This is a genomic window from Nonomuraea sp. NPDC050202, assembly GCF_040656115.1.
GTDB lineage: Bacteria > Actinomycetota > Actinomycetes > Streptosporangiales > Streptosporangiaceae > Nonomuraea.
Genome location: NZ_JBFALF010000021.1, coordinates 121,382 through 139,511, shown reverse-complemented (window position 1 = coordinate 139,511; position 18,130 = coordinate 121,382). Strand labels below are relative to the sequence as shown.

The 18,130-nt window shown below is 70.8% G+C and carries 15 protein-coding genes; 8 read left to right on the top strand and 7 right to left on the bottom strand.

Annotated features, from left to right (window positions below; translation table 11 throughout):
* Positions 1-207 precede the first annotated feature (207 nt).
* Positions 208-2,226: an ATP-binding protein gene (locus AB0I79_RS40405; protein WP_357885082.1), complete on the top strand. Its 2,019-nt coding sequence runs from the start codon at positions 208-210 to the stop codon at positions 2,224-2,226.
* A 1,033-nt stretch (positions 2,227-3,259) separates the two neighbouring features.
* Positions 3,260-3,565, top strand: a complete 306-nt coding sequence (locus AB0I79_RS40400; protein ID WP_357885080.1) for a hypothetical protein — start codon at positions 3,260-3,262, stop codon at positions 3,563-3,565.
* A gap of 137 nt (positions 3,566-3,702) precedes the next feature.
* Here the strand turns inward: AB0I79_RS40400 and AB0I79_RS40395 are convergent, their stop codons facing one another.
* From AB0I79_RS40395 to AB0I79_RS40380, 4 genes are all read right to left on the bottom strand, one after another.
* Entirely contained in the window at positions 3,703-4,170 is a 468-nt protein-coding gene (locus AB0I79_RS40395) for a hemerythrin domain-containing protein (RefSeq protein WP_357885078.1), read from the bottom strand.
* 324 nt (positions 4,171-4,494) lie between these two features.
* Positions 4,495-4,659 (bottom strand): hypothetical protein, encoded by a 165-nt coding sequence (locus tag AB0I79_RS40390; RefSeq protein ID WP_357885076.1) that lies wholly within the window; start codon positions 4,657-4,659, stop codon positions 4,495-4,497.
* Between the two features lie 87 nt (positions 4,660-4,746).
* Positions 4,747-5,109: a hypothetical protein gene (locus AB0I79_RS40385; protein WP_357885074.1), complete on the bottom strand. Its 363-nt coding sequence runs from the start codon at positions 5,107-5,109 to the stop codon at positions 4,747-4,749.
* A 264-nt stretch (positions 5,110-5,373) separates the two neighbouring features.
* Positions 5,374-6,399, bottom strand: a complete 1,026-nt coding sequence (locus AB0I79_RS40380) for a winged helix-turn-helix domain-containing protein (protein ID WP_357885072.1) — start codon at positions 6,397-6,399, stop codon at positions 5,374-5,376.
* Positions 6,400-6,744: 345 nt separating this feature from the next.
* Here AB0I79_RS40380 and AB0I79_RS40375 point away from each other — a divergent pair, with 345 nt between their 5' ends.
* Positions 6,745-7,242 (top strand): helix-turn-helix transcriptional regulator, encoded by a 498-nt coding sequence (locus AB0I79_RS40375; protein ID WP_357885070.1) that lies wholly within the window; start codon positions 6,745-6,747, stop codon positions 7,240-7,242.
* The gene (locus AB0I79_RS40370) at positions 7,239-9,122 is read left to right on the top strand and encodes an ABC transporter ATP-binding protein (RefSeq protein WP_357885068.1); all 1,884 of its coding nucleotides are present in this window, start codon (positions 7,239-7,241) and stop codon (positions 9,120-9,122) included. The genes AB0I79_RS40375 and AB0I79_RS40370 overlap by 4 nt, the downstream gene beginning before the upstream one ends.
* Before the next feature lie 54 nt (positions 9,123-9,176).
* Here AB0I79_RS40370 and AB0I79_RS40365 read toward each other — a convergent pair whose 3' ends face one another.
* The 3 genes from AB0I79_RS40365 to AB0I79_RS40355 all read right to left on the bottom strand — a co-directional run bounded on the left by AB0I79_RS40365 (position 9,177) and on the right by AB0I79_RS40355 (position 11,754).
* Entirely contained in the window at positions 9,177-9,668 is a 492-nt protein-coding gene (locus AB0I79_RS40365) for a DUF5825 family protein (protein ID WP_357885066.1), read from the bottom strand.
* Positions 9,665-11,527, bottom strand: coding sequence for a RiPP maturation radical SAM C-methyltransferase (locus tag AB0I79_RS40360; RefSeq protein ID WP_357885064.1), 1,863 nt, complete (start codon positions 11,525-11,527; stop codon positions 9,665-9,667). The genes AB0I79_RS40365 and AB0I79_RS40360 overlap by 4 nt, the downstream gene beginning before the upstream one ends.
* 86 nt (positions 11,528-11,613) lie before the next feature.
* Complete coding sequence (locus tag AB0I79_RS40355; RefSeq protein WP_357885062.1) at positions 11,614-11,754, bottom strand: hypothetical protein; 141 nt, start codon at positions 11,752-11,754, stop codon at positions 11,614-11,616.
* 225 nt (positions 11,755-11,979) lie between these two features.
* On the opposite strand from AB0I79_RS40355, the gene AB0I79_RS40350 reads away from it, so the two are divergent.
* The 4 genes from AB0I79_RS40350 (at position 11,980) to AB0I79_RS40335 (ending at position 18,100) form a co-directional block, all read left to right on the top strand.
* The gene (locus AB0I79_RS40350) at positions 11,980-12,171 is read left to right on the top strand and encodes a hypothetical protein (RefSeq protein ID WP_357885060.1); all 192 of its coding nucleotides are present in this window, start codon (positions 11,980-11,982) and stop codon (positions 12,169-12,171) included.
* A 19-nt stretch (positions 12,172-12,190) separates the two neighbouring features.
* Positions 12,191-13,441, top strand: a complete 1,251-nt coding sequence (locus AB0I79_RS40345; protein WP_357885058.1) for a lanthionine synthetase C family protein — start codon at positions 12,191-12,193, stop codon at positions 13,439-13,441.
* 103 nt (positions 13,442-13,544) lie between these two features.
* Positions 13,545-16,649, top strand: coding sequence for a lantibiotic dehydratase (locus tag AB0I79_RS40340; RefSeq protein ID WP_357885056.1), 3,105 nt, complete (start codon positions 13,545-13,547; stop codon positions 16,647-16,649).
* Positions 16,646-18,100, top strand: coding sequence for a lanthionine synthetase C family protein (locus tag AB0I79_RS40335; RefSeq protein ID WP_357885054.1), 1,455 nt, complete (start codon positions 16,646-16,648; stop codon positions 18,098-18,100). Before AB0I79_RS40340 ends, AB0I79_RS40335 begins: the two co-directional genes overlap by 4 nt.
* The last annotated feature ends 30 nt before the right edge of the window (positions 18,101-18,130 follow it).

Below are 18,130 nucleotides of genomic sequence, written 5' to 3'. Positions count from 1 at the left end.
CTGCCACCCAGATCAACCTGCGTGCGCAAGTTTGACGCCCTGTACGACTCTGAGTTTGGTGGCTCCGGTTCATGATCTGATGGTGTCTGTCCTGGTCACGAGTGGTGTGGCAGCAGCCGTCGGTACAAACCCGCTTGAACGCTGAAACAGCGAAAGGAAGATCCCGCCACCGGCCTCGGGCGGAACGTTACGCTAACCGATATGTCTGTGGGGAAGCGCCAGAGTTCTGAGCCGCTGGGGCTGCGTCTGCTTGCGGCGAGGGAGCGGTCCTTCGTCGGGCGGGAGGAGGAGTTCGCCGCCTTCGAGACGGCGCTGCGTACCGGTGGCCGGGTGCTGTTCGTGCACGGTGCGGGCGGTGTCGGGAAGTCGGCGTTGCTGCGACGGTTCGCGCAGGAGGCGTCGGCGGCCGGGCGGCCCGTGACGATGCTGGACGGGCGCACGCTGGGCCCGTCTCCGGCGGCCTTCGAGTCCGCCGCCGACTCGGTGTTCGGCGATGAGCGCGCGGTGCTGATCGTCGACACGTTCGAGCACGTCCAGAGTCTGGAAGGCTGGTTGCGCGAGCGGTTCCTGCCCCGCATCCCGGTCGGTGCGCTGGTCGTGGTGGCCGGGCGTTTTCCTCCGGACCTGGTGTGGCAGGCCGATCCGGCCTGGTCGGACACGCTGCAGGTCATGCCCCTGCGTGACCTGAGTCCCGTGGACGCGGCGGCGCTGCTGGAAGCCCGTGGCGTGGCCGAGGAGGTGCGTGAGCCGCTGCTGGGTTTCGCCGGCGGGCATCCGCTGGCCCTGTCGCTGGGCGCTGCGGTGGCGGTCAAGGACGGGGGAGCGAGTTCCCGTTGGACGCCGACCCGGGATGTGGTCGCCACTCTGATCGATCAGTTGGTCGGTGAGGTGCCGAGCCTGGCGCACCGGCACGCGCTGGAGGTGTGCGCGCACACCTACGTCACCACAGAGGAGTTGTTGCGCGCGGTCCTGCCCGACGACGACGCGGCAACCCTGTTCGCGTGGTTGCGGCGGCTGCCCTTCATGGAGTCCGGCCCGCTGGGGCTGTACCCGCACGATGTCGTACGCGAGATCCTCGAGGCGGATCTGAGCTGGCGCGACCTGCAGCGCCACACCGAATTGCAGCAGCGCGTCAACACCCATCTCATGGCCCAGATCCGCACCGTCGCCGACACCGACGTGCTGCGAGTCGTCGGCTCGATGTTCTATCTGCGCCGCCACCGCAGATCTCCGTCAGGGCGGGACTTTTGGCGTCAAGAGGACAATGTATATGAAGACGCCTTCCGGCCCGAGGACATCGAGACTGTGGTGGGCATGGTCGCCGAGGTCGACTGCGAGGAGTCGGCAGCCGCTGTCGCCTTCTGGGCCGCCCGGCAACCGGCGGCATTCCACCTTTATCGGCACATATCAACCGGTGAGCTGGTCGGTGTCTGCACCTGGCCTCGCCTGGAACGGCCTGATGACGAGGAGGCCGCCGCGGACCCGATCGTCGCCGCCGCCTGGGCCTACGCCCGCGCGGTCGCCCCACTGCGGCAAGGTGAGCACCTGGGTGTCGGGCGAATCTGGGTGCGCGAGCCGAACCAGGGCCTGTCATCGGTGATGGAGTGGCGCGGCGTGGGCCACTCCCTGCGCTCCGAGCGCATGGCCTGGTCGTTCATGGGCCTGCCCGTCGATGACCCCAGATGCGGCTACTACCGGCGTGACAGTCCGTACGAAGTGGATGAGCACACCTGGCTGGGAGACCGCGAGTACACCCTGTTCGCCCACGACTGGCGCGCCTTGCCCGCCCAGGTGTGGCTCGACCGGTTGCTGTCGGCCGACCTGCCGACAAACCCCTCTCCCGGACGGGAGCCTGAACTCAGGGTGCTGTCGGAGGCGGAGTTCACCGACGCTGTCCGCAAAGCCCTGCGGCACCTGTCACGGGCCTCCGAGCTGGCCGCCAATCCCCTCGTCCGCAGCAGGCTCGTCGCCGGCCACGCCGACCCCGCCCAGGCCCTGCGCCGGCTCCTCGAACAGAGCATTGAAAACCTGGGCCAGGACCCGCGCGCGAGCAAGATCCGCCGCGCCCTCGACACCACCTACCTGCGCGGCGTGCCCACACAGGAGGCTGCCGCCACACGCCTTGGCCTGCCCTTCACCACTTACCGCCGCCATCTGACCACCGGCATCGAACGCATCTGCGCCGACCTCTGGCATCGTGAGCTCTACGGGACCAATGAGAGCTGAGGCCATTGTTGCCGTAGGGCATCCCCCTGACCCTGCCTGAGATCCGCCGGCTGCTCGCCGCCCTCGTGCTGATCCGGCACCGCTCCCTCACGGACGTTCTGCGCTGGTCACACTGGCGCCGACGCCACCAAGCCATGGCTCGGCACCGCCACTTCCAGCGCAGATCCGATCCATGATCGCGATGTGTCACTGGAGTATCGGGTTGGTTGCGCCCTCGAAAAAGCGCGTTCTGCCGGCTCGGCGATGCCCCATTCCTGGCCGACGACGTCACCCTCGAGGTGTGCCAGCAGCTCCTTGCACTCCGTCCGGCTGCCTGGCCACCGCTTTCATGAAGAGCGTGTGGCCGATGGAGGGCCGCTCCGCTAAGGACTGGAGCTACTTCGTAGCCTTGGTCGTCGGCGATAGCGACGGCAATACAGCTGGTGGGGCAAGACGTCCACCGTCCGTGCCTGGGTCAAGCGCGGGTTCGCCGCGGGAGATCCCGGCTCGTGCAACACCTGATCAGCGCCCTCCTCCGAGGTGGCCTGACAAGGCGAAACGCCCCGGCGGCAGCCCTGTGCCGGCCATGGCCGAACGGTGAGGGCGGGCGGCTCAGTCGGCGCCGAGCTGGAGGAGCTGCTGCGGCGCCATCCCGGCACCGGCCGTATGGTCCGCGATCGAGCGCCCTTCAGTTTCGTGGCCCGATTGATCCCCGCGGTTGACCGTCAGGATCGGGGCCGGCTACGGCCGGCCCGCGCTGATCGGCGCGTTCCTGGCGCAACTCCTCTTCGGTGATGTGCGATGCCATGCTGCCCGCACGCTGCGAGCGCCCCAAGATCGGGAGGACGTTGACATCTCAGAGCGCGTTCCGCGAGCTGGTGTCCCTTCGTCGGTGGGGTTGGGGCAGGTCCATGGCCGGGGCCAGGCCACGGGCGCGCAGGGAGCCGCCGACCTCGCCGAAGACGGTGAGAATCTGCTGGTAGGCGGGGTGGTCGGGGACAGGTGGCGGCGGCGCGACGGGCTCGATCGGGGGAGGTCCTCTTCAACGAGGGAGATGAGGGTCTTGCGGCTGATCCGCAGGTGCTCGATCGCCTGGCTGAGGTCGTTCGGACGCGCGGTAAGAGTGCCGATCTCCGCCTGGGTCTGCTCGATCTGGCAGGTCAGAGAGCGCTCGCGGGCGTCGATTCGGTCCGCCCGCCAGGTCAGCGCCATCCGCGCGGTCCGCGTCTCGACGCAGCAGATCAGGTTCACCACCGATCGCGCCCAGGCCATCACCGCCGTCCGGGACCTGGCCACCGGCTCCGCCCTGGACGACGCAGCGCCGGCGGCGTTCCTGGACGAGAACGGCGGGCTGCTGTGAGCCGACGGCGGACAGCACGGCGTGACGCCATGGGTTTCACGCAGGCCGGGTTCGACCTGAAGGCCGGAGGTGAAGGGCCGCATCCAGGTGGGCGCTGGCCTCGATCTAAACCTGCAGTGATCTCGGCGCAGCCGCGATCAGAGCGGTCCGAGGAGGTCCTGCGGATCGGTGTCGAGATCCAGCGTTGACAGGACGCCCAGGAGTTCACGCTCCTCGTACCGGAAATGGGACTCCATGATCGCGGAGAGGCCGTCCAGGTGCATGGCCAGCTCGCTCGGCGTGGCGTCCGAGGTGATGGCGCGGTCGAACCGCCCGAGCAGCATCGCGATCATCTCGTGGTCCTGTTGGAGCTTGGCGATCGTGGGCCGCAGCGACGGATGGCGCGCGGTCAGTTCGGGAAAGAGCGCGACGTCCTCGCGTACGTGATGCCCGTCGAGGGCGGCACAGAATCCCTTGCAGTACAGCAGGAGGTCTGCTCGTGCCGAGGCGGTGTCTCCGGCTTCGAGGGACTCGCGCACGAGGCGCAGTGCTCGGTGCAAGCGTTGATGCGCCGCCTGCAGTTCAAGGTTCCAGGCTATGAGCCTGTTCTTCTCGCTCTCACCCACGGGTGGGGAACGGGGAAAGGGTCATCATGACCACCTTCCGGATCCGACGCCTCCATGCCTGACGCAGTCCGCCACCGACACGCGACGCTGCCTGGAACTCTAGACCGACGGCCCCCAGACGATCAACTCAGGCCGGCCGTCCCACAACACCAGTGTTCACCTTCACCGCCGCCGCCCAGGTCCCGGCCGCAGTCACCACCGCGTTGCTGGACGGATTCGGCTTCGCCATCGCACCGACTTCAACCTCTGTCCGGCATCGCGGGTTCGGGCGAAGCACCTGGACACGCACGCGATGCAACGTTCCCTTGGGCAAGCCAACGTATCTTACGTGGCTGACAAGATCAGCTCACTCTGACCTGCGAGAAGACGCCAATAACCCCAGATACCGATGGCACCTTCCAGATCTGCCCCTACCATGCCGGCCTGCTCGGGCAGCAGCAGGAACTGCCCGGCGACGCGGTGCTGCGCGGCGACACCGGGCTTCAGCACGACGGGTGGCGCTGGTGCCTGTACGAACTGGTGGACGGCCGATGACCGGAACCCGGCCACAGTGAGAGAACCGCCTGGCCGGCTGGACTAAGGGAAGGGCCACGGCCGAGGACGAGGAGGGTTCCATGGATTGCTGGGGTCGTAATGATGGCATCCATTGCCTACGACGGCGTTGGGGGCATAGTCGTTCTCCCGATACGCCTCGCTGCAGTAGTAGACCGGGAGGGTTCGAGAGGGGTGGTAGAAGAAGAAGTATTGAGAAGCATCACCTGAGGTTGTCCAGCAGTTGGTGCCGATGATGCCGCCGATGGTGGCGTTCCGCGGCAGCCGGGAAGGGTATTCCTGGCATGCCCAGGAGTAGGGCGCCGCGGCCGCGGGTTGAAAGGCGATGCCGGTGAAGACGGTGGTGGCTGCGGCGGCGACAGCGACGGCCTTGGCAGGTCGGTGCACGATTTCTCCTTCGTGTCGAGTGGGACACTTTTGCTTTGCCCTGCCTACCAGCGTCAATAACGTTCAGTAATATGACTGCTACTTTTAGCAACAATGGCTGCCCTGGACTTCGGACGCGCGTGCAACCCGACCGTCATGTGCTGGACAACGGTGATCATGACCGGCGTGGGACTGGCACGATGCACCACGTGACCGGTCACGTTGGGCGAGCGCTGCCTCTGGCCTGTGGCGAACAGGGATGCGGTTCCGGACGGCCTGGTCAGCTCACTCACCGTCCTCTGCGAGAGGTGTGTGGGGCCGGTCGAGGAGGGTCAGGCCCGTCTGGGTGAGGTTGTGCAGGACGCTGCTGCGATGCCTGCGCGTGGTGATCAGGCCCGCCTCGCGCAGAACGGCGGTGTGCTGACTGATCGCGGCCGAGGAGATGTCCAGGCGGCGAGCCAGGGTGCCGGTGGTGGCCACACCGTCGGCGATGGCGGTGAGCACCGACGCGCGGGTGTGCCCGAGGAGGTTGGCCAGCGCCCGCGTCGAGGTGCCGGCCGTCCAGATGTCCGCGGCGTGGTCGATGCCGACCCCGGCCGGGTAGATCAGGATGCAGTTGGAGGGCTCGAGCGGGTCGTACATCACCGAGGGGGCGCGCAGGAAGAACGACGGCACCAGCAGCAGCCCTCGCCCTTCGAGGGCGAAGTCGGCGTCGAACTGGTCGCCGACATGGACCTGGAGGGTCGGCGGCGTCCACCGGATGTCCGGGTGCAGACTGGACAGGAGACCGTCGACACCGTGGTCGAGCAGGATCGTGCCGCGCTGGGCGCGTTCGGCGTCGAGGTGCGCCCGGATGCGCCTCCAATGCGGGCCGACGGCGGCGCCGTGGTACGCCTGCACCGTGGACAGCACCTCCCGCCGGACGGCGAGGGTGTCGACGAGCCCGGCCAGCGTGCCCGGCACCCGGCGATGGTAGAAGGCGTAGAAGTCCAGCTCCGCCCGGACGGCCTGCCGGGGGCTTGCCAGGAAGGTCTCGGCGCTCTCGGTCAGGTCGCGGCCCGGCCCGGAGAGGAGGACCATGTCGAAACTCGGCCTCCGGGCCGGCGTGATGGCGGCCAGGACCGCGGACCGCGCGTCGAGGCCGCCGCGCACACGACGCCTCCACGCGCCGAACACCGCCTCCTCCGCCCGCCCGCTCGCCCGCCCGCCGCGCAGCGTGTACAGGCTGAACATGGTCTCGGCCATGGGGCCCAGCGTCGGCGCCATCCGCACCCGCGCCAAATCGTCGGTGGTCAGGTGAATTCTGTGCATTCGCTTCCCCCACATACGCCTCGGCATCGCAGTCGGAGCATGCCGTCAGCCGGTCATGGACCACGCTGAGCAGCACAGTTAAGCCAGAACTTACAAGCCTCGCGGCGCGTGGTTTGTTCCTGCGACAGTGTGGACCTCCCCTCTCGTGATTAGGCCGTAATTCCGCGACACATCACAAAGAAGGTTGAATAGATGCGGGTAAGTCCTTCGGATCCACTCCGGTCATCGGATTACCGGCTCCTCCTGGAGGTCCTTGAAGACGTAGGCACGACGGTGACCGCAGAAGGGCTCGGTGACATCCTCCCCATATCCCTGGCTAGGCATTTCCATTGGAGCCGGGTCACCGTGACCGACGGTGGAGAGGACGGGTGCCTCTACCTGGCCAACGCCATCGCCTGTGCGCATCCGCCGCTGACCGCCGTGCAGCATGGGCTCGCCACGATCGCAGGCCCCGTGCGCGGCGGGCACGGCATCGTCGCCAGGCTGGGCGGCCCGCCGCCGGGCGACCTGCGGCTGACCGTGTGGTACCCGCACCATGCCCCGCCCGGACCGCGGGAGGCGGCGATCCTGTGCAAGATGAGCCATCACCTCGCCATGAGAGCGGCCACGGGCACGCCCGAGGTGGACGCCCGGCGGCTGTGGTCGCTGACGCCGCGCGAGCACGACGTGGCCGAGCTGGTCGCTGCCGGGCTGACCAACGATGAGATCGCCGAGCAGCTGTTCATCAGCATCGACACGGTGAAGAAACATCTGACGCACGCGCTGTCGAAGACCGGGTGCCGGACCCGTACCCAGCTCGCGATCACCTGGCAGGCCATCGGCAGTGAACGGCTCAGTGCGTGAAGGGCTGGGTAGCCCCGGTCGAGCCGCTGATAGGGGTGGAGGATGTCGCCCCGCCGGAGTGGGTGGCCGACCGGACGGCGGGCCGGCGACGGGGGTCGGTCAAGCCTCTGCTCCGCGCCGTCACCACCGTCGCCCGGCTCGGATGGAGTGCCTCTCCGCTCCTCCTGACGCTCGTCGCGGGCCTGCAGGCGCTGTCCGGGCTCGCCACCGCGTTCGGGCTGCTGGCCACGGCCGACGTGTTCACCGTCCTGCTGGGCCGGGGGCCGACGCCGGAGCGGGTGGTGCAGTCGTTGCCGGCGATCGCCGCGTTCGTCGGCGCGCTGGCGCTGCGGGCGCTCGTCGAGACCGGGGTCTCCGCGGCGCAGGCGGCGCTGGCGCCGCGGGTGTCGCAGGTCGCCGACGACCGCGTGATCGCCGCGGTCGTCGGTGTGGAGCTGCGGGCCTTCGACGACGCCGACTTCCGCGAGCTGCTGCGGCAGGGCGGCCAGAACGGACGGCGGGCCATAGAGGCGACCGTCCGCGAGCTGACCGGCCTCGCGGCGGACACCATCGCCATACTCGCCGCGTGTCTCACCGTCGGCGCGCTCAACCCTTGGCTGACCCCCGTGCTCCTGCTGGCCGCCGTCGCCGAGGGCCTGGCGACCACGTGGGTCGCACGCCTGCGTTACGCCCACTTCCTCCGTACGGTCACCCTCAAGACGCGCAAATCGGTCATCGAGGAGGCGGCGACCCACCGCGACTTCGCGCTCGAACGCCACGCGTTCACCCTGCAGAGCAGGCTCCTGGCCGAGTACAGACGAGTCAACCGGGACCTGGTGCGCCAGGAGGTCCGGCTGCAGCACCGCGTGGTGGGCGCGAGCCTGCTCGGCCGGGCCGCCGGCGGGCTGGGCATCGGGGCCGCGTACGCGGTGCTGGGCCTGCTGCTCTATGCCGGTTCCATGGAACTCGCCCTGTCCGGCACCGCTGTCGTGGCGATGCGTACCACGTCCGCGGCCCTGACCGACACGATGCGCGCCGTCAACGCGATCTACGAGCACAGTCTCTACGTCGAGCTGTTCGACCAGCTCCTCGCGGAGGCGGCGGCCCGCACGCGCGCCCCGTCCGCCGTCCCGGCCCCGGCGCCGGAGGAGATCCGGCTGAAGGACGTCTGGTTCACCTACCCGGGGCAGCGGGACCCCGCGCTGCGGGAGATCACCATGAGCGTACGGCGCGGACAGACGATCGCCCTCGTGGGCCAGAACGGCTCCGGCAAGTCCACCCTGGGCAGGCTCCTGACGGGCCTGTACCCGCCCACCCGGGGGACGGTGCTGTGGGACGGGCTGGACCTGGGCGAGGCCGATCCCGCCTCGATCCACGACCGGATCGCCGTCGTCGCGCAGTCCCCGGCGACCTGGCCGATGACCGCCCGGCTCAACGTGCGGATCGGCCGCCTCGGGAGGGACGACCCGGAGCGCGGCTGGACGGCGGCGATGCGGGCCTCGGGCGCCGGCGAGGTGATCGCGAGCCTGCCCAAGGGCGCCGACACCGTGTTGTCCCGCCACTTCAGGGACGGGCAGGAGCTGTCCGGCGGCCAGTGGCAGCGGCTGGGGGTGGCCCGGGCCCTCTACCGGGACGCGGCGGTGCTGCTGCTGGACGAGCCGACCTCGGCGCTGGACGCCCACGCCGAGGCGCGGGTCTTCGAGCACGTACGCGCCGACGACGGCCGGGTCGTCATCATCGTCACGCATCGCCTGGCCAACATCCGCGCCGCCGACCACATCTACGTCCTGGACCGAGGCCGCATCGTCGAACACGGGACGCACGACGAACTCCTCGCGCGCCCGGGCCGCTACCGCTCGATGTACGAGGCTCAGGCCGCCGCCTACACGGACCGGCCGTAGCGGACCACCACCACGCGACGAGGCCGCTCCCCAGGGGGAGCGGCCTCGTCGCGGTCACACGGCGTACGCGGGCACCGGCCACCGTTTCATCCGATGCGGCAGCGTGACGACGGAGTGGCCGAGCCGCACCAGCAGGCGTTCGGCCGTCAGCGCGTGCACGGCCTCCAGCTCGCCGGAGGTGAGCAGCCGCAGTGGTGTCGGCCGTAGGCAGCGGAGGAAGACGGCGACCACGACGGGATCGTCGAGCAGCAGGGAGACGGGCTCTTCCCGGAGGTCCTTGACCTGGACGAACCCCGGCCCCTGGCGGTAGTGACACAGGCCGATCCGGAAGCGCCGGCGCCAGCGGAGCACGTCCCCCTCCCCTTCCGAAGGAGGGGGGAGATGGCAGAGCAGCGTCCAGCTCAGCGTCGGCAGCAGCTCCCCGTGCCACTCGGGGACGGTGTGCTCCGCCAGGCCGTCCCGTAACCGGCTGATGAACGCCAGCGTCTGCTCCGCATGCTCGGCTCCGAGCCGGACGAAACGGCCGGCGGTGGCAGGGCCGCTCACGCCATCACCTTCTCGCTGTCCCCGGCGCCCTCGACGAGCTTCGTCGGCGCCCCGGTGGTGGCCAGCGCCACCCAGCCGTCGCCGTCCGCGAAGACCAGGCCGTTGGCGAGGAGCTCCCGCAGCCATTCCCGCAGTTCGGACTCGGCGACAGTGTGGCCGTTCCCCTCCAGCCGGGTACGCAGCCCCGGCACGGTCCGCCGCCGTGACAAGGCGCGGTAGGCGTCGGCGTGCCAGCCGCTCAGCCGGTGTCGGGCACCGGCCCATCCGGCGCGCCGGTCGTCGACGACGATCTCGCCGCCCCGGTCGTCCATGATCAGGAAGGAGCCGGGGTAGTCGCGCCGCCACCGGTCGAGCGCCGCGCACAGGGCGTCCACCACGTCACCGGTGATGCCGCCGTCGTCGCAGTCGAAGAAGTACACCAGGTCTTCCAGCTCCGAGTCGGGCAGGTTGTAGACGTACCGGCTGAAGGCGGCCGGCTCGCGGCGGGCGAAGCCCAGTTCGGGACGGTCGAAGTTCGGGCTGAAGCGTTCCAGGAGGATACGGCTCTCACCCTGCGGGGGCTGGAGGTGCACCAGCGCCGGGATCTGGGCGATGACGCCCCGGTAGTCCTCTGGCCGTTCGCCGGGAAAGCCGTAGAGGTAGTTCCAGTCGACGGTCATGTGCAGGTCCTCGCAGTCGCGCAGGACCCGGACGTTGCTCGCCCCGTCCACACCCTTGTCCATGATCTTCAGCACCCGGCCGTTCAGGCTTTCTATACCGGGCTGCACGAGCACGATGCCCGCCTCGCGCAACGCCGCGAGCTGGTCGGCGCGCATGTTCGACTTGATCTCGTAGTGGATGCGCAGATCCCAGTCGGCGGCCGCCAGCCGGGGCAGCAGCGTCTTGAGATAGGCCATGTCGAAGATGTTGTCGACCATCGCGACGTCGAGGATCCGGTAACGCTCGACCAGCGTGCGCAGCTCCGTCCAGAACTGCTCGGCGGACTTGCTGCGGAAGGCCATCAGCGACCCGTTGAGGCCGCAGAATGTGCAATGGTGTTTCTCTCCCCACCAGCAGCCCCGCGAGCTTTCGACGACGAGCTCGGGGGAGATGTGCTCGCGCGTGGGAGAGCCTTCCAGCGTGTCCCGCCAGCCGTCGAAATCGGGGATGGGGATCTTGCCCGGCGCGACGCTGCGGGTCGGCTGAGGGTTGGCCACCGAACGTTCGCCGTCCCACCAGCACACGCCCGGCACGTCGGCGACGCCGGCGCCGGAGTGGATCCGGTCGAGGAGCGCGGGGAAGACCTCTTCTCCCTCGCCTCGTACGACGAAATCGACGTAGCGGTGGTTGCGGTGCAGCGCGTGCCCCATCGGGCCGTCGCAGTTGGCCCCGCCGAAGACCACCTGAAGGTCAGGGCGCAGCTCCTTGAGCCGGCGGGCGAGCGCGAGACTCGGCACGTTCTGCATGAAAGTCGAGGTGAACCCGACCACGTCCGGTTCCGGCAGGAGCACCTCAGCGGCCGCGGACTCGACAAAGCCGGCCGTCAAGGCGCGCATCCGCAGCACTGTCGCGGTGTCGAAGCCGAAACTCTTCGCGGTCGCCCGCAGCTCCGCGGCCCGCCACTGCGGATCGTCATAGAGCGCCCCGGAGAACACCAGGTCACCGAGCCCCTGGAAGACGCCGTTGTCGGCGACTCTCGTGTAGTCCGAGGGGGTCAGGTCCCCGACGGACATCATGTACTCCGCCCACCGGATGCCCCCGTGGTACTCCACGACCTCGACGCCGGGGCACTGCTGCCGGACCAGGCTGTGCAACAGCCCGACGGGCAACGACGGACGGTGTATCGCCTGCCACGGCATCGCCGCGAGCACAAGCCTCATGTTCCGTTCCTTCTTTCCTCATGTCGGTCGCCGAGCGGAAACGCGCCGGATTGCGCCCGGTGGCGCGGGCGCAATCCGGCCGCCGCCTATTCGGCCCGGAGGGCGGGCGGCGTGACGGCGTCCTGCGGCTCGCGACTGACCTTGCCGGCCTGAATACGCGTGGCCCGGTCCGGCCAATGGGAAACGGGCTGTCGGATGGGGGTCTTCTTGATGATGGGAACGGCCATTGTTCGCAACTCCTCTCCGGACATTCTCGAGGTGCGGGCGACCGCTGTCGGACGCGCCCGCATCTTGGCACCGTTTCGCATACTGACCGGCCTGTCGTGGCATTCCTATTCCACCGAAGTGGTAGTTCGGACCGGCGCAGCGGGATTCCACTTCCGGGCCATGGCGGCACGGTCCGGTGAACGGCACCATGAAACAGCCGAACTTCAAAACAACGAGGAGCGACAATGGAATTTTCCAGCCCCGCCGGAGCGTTCGACCTGCAGCTCAGGGCCCTGCCCGTGCACGCCCCCGCCCAGGCCGCGGGCACGGGACCGGACTCCTTCACGATCTTCAGCTGCCGCAACTGCAACACGCTCAAGGACACCTGCACCGACACCTGCGCGGACACCTGCTGCTACGACTCGCGGTACTGCTGACCCCGGCACCATGAGCTCCGTGTCGCTCCTGGCGCGCGCCGAGCAGGTGGCGCGCCGGGTGACGGACCGGTTGACCGACGACGGGCGGCGGGAGCGGCTGATGCGGTCGCTGGCCGCCGCCACGTCCAAGCCCGCCGTCAACGTCTGGCGCCCGTCCGGTCTCTCCCTGGGAGGGGCCGGACTGGCCGTCATGTGCGCCGCTTTCGGCGAGGTCTTCCCCGGTCAGGAGTGGGAGGTCACCGGGCACCGCCAGCTGACCGACGTCGTCGCCGAGATCGGGTCGTCCCACCTGGACGCCTCCCTGTTCACCGGCATGGTCGGCGCCGCCGCGGCGGTGTCGCTGTCCAGCGCAGACGGCACCCGGTACCAAGGCCTGTCGGGGGACCTCGACGCTCTGATGCTGCCCGCGATGCGGCGCCTGGCCGAGGACGCGCCACCGGGTCCCCACACCTACGACGTGGTGCACGGCATGGCGGGGTGGGCGGGATACCTGCGCACGCGCCCGAGGTCGCCGGAGGTCGAGGGTGCAGCCCGCGCCGTGGCCCACGCGCTCGCGCGCGTGCTCGGCGACGGGGAACCGCACCGGATGAGCCGTCGCCGTACCCGTCCTGGCCAGGCCGCCGAGACTGTCGTGGACTGCGGCCTGGCGCACGGCGCGGGCGGGGTTCTGGCCGCGCTGTCCCTGCTGGAAACCCACTTCGGGTTCGGCGACGGCGAGATCGCGTGCGCCATCCGCCGAGGCGGGCACTGGCTCGCCGCCCAGGCCCGCACCGTGGACGGCCAGATCCTCTGGCCCGACGCGGTCGCGCGGGGCCCGGCGCCCACCGATGAGCGGCCGCTGCACGCCGGGTCGTGGTGCCATGGCTCCTCGGGCGTGGCCCGCGCCGTGTACCTGGCGGGGGTGGCCGCCGATGAGGCCGGCCTGCGCGACCTCGCCGTCGATGCCATGCGCGGCCACTGCCGCCGGTACCCGGAGCTCGCCTCGCCCAGCGTGTGCCACGGACTGGCCGGTCAGGTGCTGCTGGCGCTGGCCTTCGCGTACGACACCCGCGAGCCGGTCTTCGTGACGGCCGCCGGACGACTGGCCGAACGGCTGTACCACCGCTACCGTGACGGCTTCCCCCTGGGCTTTCGCGAGGTGGAGGGCGACGGCGGCGCCGAGGTGGACCACCCGGGGCTGCTGCGCGGCGCGCAGGGGATCGCCCTGACCCTGCTCGCCGCCCACCTGGGGCGCCCGCCCCGCTGGGGGCGGCTGCTGCTCCTGTGGTAGCCGCGGGGGCGGCTTCCACCTCCGGGTAATTTCCCGCCCGCCGGGCGCGGGCGATCCTGAACCTCTCATGGGCACTTTCCCGATCACCTCGAAGGGAGCATCGGTGACGGAGGAACCCGGTAGCCCGGCGTTCACCATCGCGCCGTCCGGCCTGCTGCGCACACCCCTGCTGCCGGCCACGCGCGCCCGCGACACCGTGCGGGACCTGGACCCCGAAGACCCCTCCCGGCGCGACGAACTGCGTGACTACGTCCGCCAGGTCGTCGCCGACCCCGTCGTACGAGAAGCGCTCGAAGTCTCCAGCGCCTCGTTGACCCGGACGCTCGCGGCGATCGACGCGGGCCGGGACCTGCCGATCGCGCGGCTGCGGAAGGCCGCCTACACGGTCACGAAGTACCTGCTGCGCATGTCCAGCCGGCCCACGCCGTTCGGGCTGATGGCCGGGGTGGCGCCCGCCGAGCTGGGCGGCCGGGCGTCGTTCCGGCCGGGCACGGAGATCGTCAAGGCGGCGCGGCCGGACACCGGCTGGCTGATGAGCCTGGTCCGCCAGTGGGAACGCCACCCCGGCGTCCTGACCGGCCTGCGCCTGGTCCGCAACGACCTGGCCTTTGAACGCGGTGAGCGCCTCGTTCTGCCCGGCACGCGAGACGGCGGCGACCACAACCCCGGCCACCACGAGATCTCCGTCAGGAACACCGCGGCCGTACGGCACGCGATGCGCCTGGCGGCCACCCCCGTCCCCTTCCAGGACCTGGTCGCCGAACTCTCCGACGCCTTCCCAGGAACTCCGGACCGGCACATCACCACGATGCTGGGCCAGCTCGTGGAGCAGGAGCTGCTGCTCACGGACCTGCGGCCGGCGCAGCACACCGGCGATCCGCTGGGCCACGTGCTGGAGCGGATGAGCGCCGCCGGTCATCCGCACCAACGCGACCTGGCCGCCGTCCGCGCCGCCATCACCGACTTCACCGCCTCGCCCCCCGGAGCGGGCCGCGCCGCCCTGCATCGGGCGCACACGGCGATGGCCGCCCTGAGCCCCGCCGACCGGCCGCTCCAGGTCGACATGGGGACAGGGGCGCAAGCCGCCCTGCCCGCCGCCATCGCCGAGGAGATCGCCAGGGCAGCCGACGTGCTGTGGCGGACCACGCCCGACCCGGTGTATCCGCACCTTCGCGACTACCATGACGCCTTCGCCGAACGATACGGCTACCACCATGGCGTGCCGCTCAAGGAACTGCTGGACCCGGTCCGCGGGCTTGGCGCGCCCGCCGGATACCGCTGGCCGCCGTCCTCACGAGCCGCCGACGCGCAGCCCCGCCAGGACTCCGAGCGCGGCCTGCTCCTCACCGGCCTCGCGCAGGAGGCCCTGCTCACCGGCGCCCGCGAGATCGTCCTGAACGATGCCGTCATCGGGGAGCTGACCCGGCTCGACCCGGACCGTGACCAGCCGCAGGCCCTGGACCTGTGCTTCAGCGTCCTGGCCGACTCGATCGAGGCGATGGGCGAGGGTGACTTCCGCCTCGCCCTGAGCGACGGCGCGGGCGCGGCGGAGCCGGGCGGCTACTCCGGCAGATTCCTCCACATGCTTTCCGGCCAGGCGGCGCGCCTCGAGGCGGCGCTGAGAGCCGGCCCAGTCACCGACGCCGTGGTGCCCGTCCAGGTCTTCTTCCAGCCCGCGCAGTTCCGCCAGGGCAATGTGTCGCACGTGCCCCTCGTCCTCGGGCACCGCGTTGTCGCCGGCGCGTACGACGAGCGGGACGCCCTGTCGGCGCTGCCTCTGGACGACCTGCTGATCGCCGCCGACCGCCGCCGGTTGCGGGTGGTGTCGCGTTCCTTGGGCCGCGAGGTCGCGCCGATGTTCCTCCACATGCTCAACCCTCTGACCGGCATGCCGAACGCGGTCCGGCTGCTGAGCGAGATCGCGCAGGTGCGGCGATGGCCTCTGCGGGGCTGGCAATGGGGAGAGGCCGCCCGCCTGCCGTACCTGCCCCGGGTGCGCCACAGCCGCACCGCGCTCTCTCCCGCCCGCTGGCTGCCCTCGCGCGCGCTCAAGGATCCCACCCTGTCGTGGCCGTCGTGGCTGGCGGCGCTGCGCGAGTGGCGCGCCCGCTGGGAGGTGCCGGAGCTGGTCGAGCTCAGCAACGGCGACCAGCGCCTGCCGGTGGACCTCGGCTCCACGCTCCACCAGCGGTTGTTCCGGCACGAGCTCCGTAAGGTCCCCCACATGACGGTGACCGAGCCGCCCATGGGCCGGCCGCCCGGCTCCGGCTGGTGCGGCGGCCACGCCAATGAGGTCGTCGTCACGCTGATCCCGCGTGCCCGCCCGCCCCGGGCCCATCGGACGGTCGCCCCGGGGCCCGTCCAGGCGCACCACCATCCCGGCGGGCCGTGGCTGTACGCGAAGATCTACCTGCCCGCCGAACTCCACGACGAGCTGCTCACCGAGCACCTTCCTCACCTGCTCGGCGACGTTGACGGCCTGGTGGACCACTGGTTCTTCCTGCGCTACCGCGACCCGCACGCCCATGTGAGGCTGCGCCTCCACGGCGACCCCGCGACGCTGTCGGGCAAGGTACTGGGTCGCTTGCACGAGTGGACGGCCGCCGCCCAGGAGGCCGGTCTCGTCCAGCGGGTGACACTGGACACCTACGAGCCGGAGTACGTCAGATACGGCGGAGAAGACCTGATCGGGCTCGCCGAACGGGTGTTCGCCGCGGACAGCCGTGCGGTGCTCGCCCAGCTCAGCCTGCTGGCCGGCGGCGCGCTGACGCTCGATCCCGTCCTGGTCGCCGCCGCCAACCACATCGAGTTGTTCCGCAACCTGTACGGCGACGCCCACGGCGAACACCTCTTGAGCCTCTATCCCAAGGACAGCCGCGCCCACGGCGCCTTCCAGGCCCACCGCCAGGCCGCCCGGGCGCTGAACCCGGCCGGCGGTTGGCAGAGACTCTCGCGTGAGCCCGGAGGCGACCGCCTCCTCGCGGCCTGGGCGGACAGGGCCCCGGCGGTCGCCGCGTACGGGCGGGCGCTCCGCTCCCGCTTCGCCGCCCCCGCGGAGGCGGACCGGATCGGCACCGCCACCTCCGGCCTCCTGCACATGCACGTCAACCGCCTGCTGGGCATCAACCCGCAGCGCGAGGACGCCACCTACGCCATCGCCAGGGGAGTGGTGGACGCCGCCCGCAACCACGCCAGGTTCGCCCGGTGAACGCCCGCCGCACCGACGAGACGAGCACCCGCGCCGCCGAGACGGGCACCCGCGCCGCCGAGACGGGCACCCGCGCCGCCGAGACGGGCGCCCGCGCCGAGGAGACGGGCGTGCACGCCGAGGAGACGGGCGTGCACGCCGCCGAGACGAGAGCCCACGCCGACGAGGCCGCCCGCCGCTCGCGCGCCGCCGGGATCGTCGCCACCGTCGCCGAGCGCCTGTCGGATCCCGAGACCGTCGCCGCCGTCATGGCCCGCGATCCGCGCACCAACCACGCCGCCTCGCTGGCCAACGGCTTCCCTTCGGTGGCGCTGCTCTTCGCGGAGCTGGGCACGACGGACCCGGGCCACCGCCACACCGCCCACACCATGCTCGAGCGGGCGGTCAAGGAGCCCGGGGACGGCGACGTGTCGCTGCACTCCGGGCTGGCCTCTCTCGCCTTCGCCGCCCGTGCCAACGCCCGTGACGCCGGCGACTACGGCACGCTGCTCGGCCAGCTCGACGATCACCTTTCCGAGGCCGCCCGCCTGCTGTCGGCCCCCTCGAACGTGCGCGACTGGCGCCACGACGTCATCACCGGGCTCGCCGGACTGGGCCGCTACCTGCTCATGAGCCCGGCCACCCCACCCGATGCCATGCGGGCGATCCTGCGTCACCTCGTCGCGCTGACCGACCCCGTCGAGGTCGAGGGAACCGAGGTGCCCGGGTGGTGGGTCATGGCTCTCCCCTGGACGAGCATGTCCGAGGACACCGCCGAGAGGTACCGGCACGGGCACGGCAACCTGGGCATCTCCCACGGCATCCCCGGCCCGCTCGCCCTGCTGGCGCTGTCCTGGAAGGCCGGGCTGACCGTCCCGGGCCAGCGCGAGGCGATGGAAGGCATCGTGGAGTGGCTGCTCGGCTGGTCGAGCAGCGACGAGCACGGCATCCGCTGGCCGACGACGGTGACCATGGACCAGCACCGGGATCGCGCCGCGGGCCACGCCGGCCACCCGGGGCATGCGGGCACTGTGGCGAGCTGGTGCTATGGCCTGCCCGGTATCGGCCGCGCGATCCAGCTCGCCGGGGTCGCCCTCGACCGGCCCGACTGGACCCGGGTCGCGGACCAGGCCATGGCCTCGCTCCTGGGCCGCCCCGCCAGGCAACTGCAACTGCGCTCGGCCGCGCTGTGCCACGGATGGGCGGGCCTGCTGCAGGTGGCGATGCGCATCGACGCCGACAGCCCTGACCGCGGGGGTCCCGCCGCCCGGGTCGCGGAGCTGGCGGCCGAACGCACGCTGCGCTTCTTCGACTCCGGCGCGGCCTTCGGCTACCGGTTCCCGATCTCCGGCGTCCTTCAGGAAGGGCCCGGCCTTCTGGAGGGGGCCGCCGGCGTCGCGCTGGCCCTGCACGGTTATGCCACCGGCCAGGCGCCCCGTACCGGCTGGGACGCCGCCCTGCTGATCGCCTGACACGGAAAGAGCCCCTCCCTGGCAGGGAGA

Excerpts from the sequence above, each read along its gene's own strand:
- AB0I79_RS40400 (WP_357885080.1), top strand. The coding sequence starts at position 3,260 with ATGAGGGTCTTGCGGCTGATCCGCAGGTGCTCGATCGCCTGGCTGAGG.
- AB0I79_RS40380 (WP_357885072.1), bottom strand. The coding sequence starts at position 6,399 with ATGCACAGAATTCACCTGACCACCGACGATTTGGCGCGGGTGCGGATG.
- AB0I79_RS40360 (WP_357885064.1), bottom strand. The coding sequence starts at position 11,527 with ATGAGGCTTGTGCTCGCGGCGATGCCGTGGCAGGCGATACACCGTCCG.
- AB0I79_RS40355 (WP_357885062.1), bottom strand. The coding sequence starts at position 11,754 with ATGGCCGTTCCCATCATCAAGAAGACCCCCATCCGACAGCCCGTTTCC.
- AB0I79_RS40350 (WP_357885060.1), top strand. The coding sequence starts at position 11,980 with ATGGAATTTTCCAGCCCCGCCGGAGCGTTCGACCTGCAGCTCAGGGCC.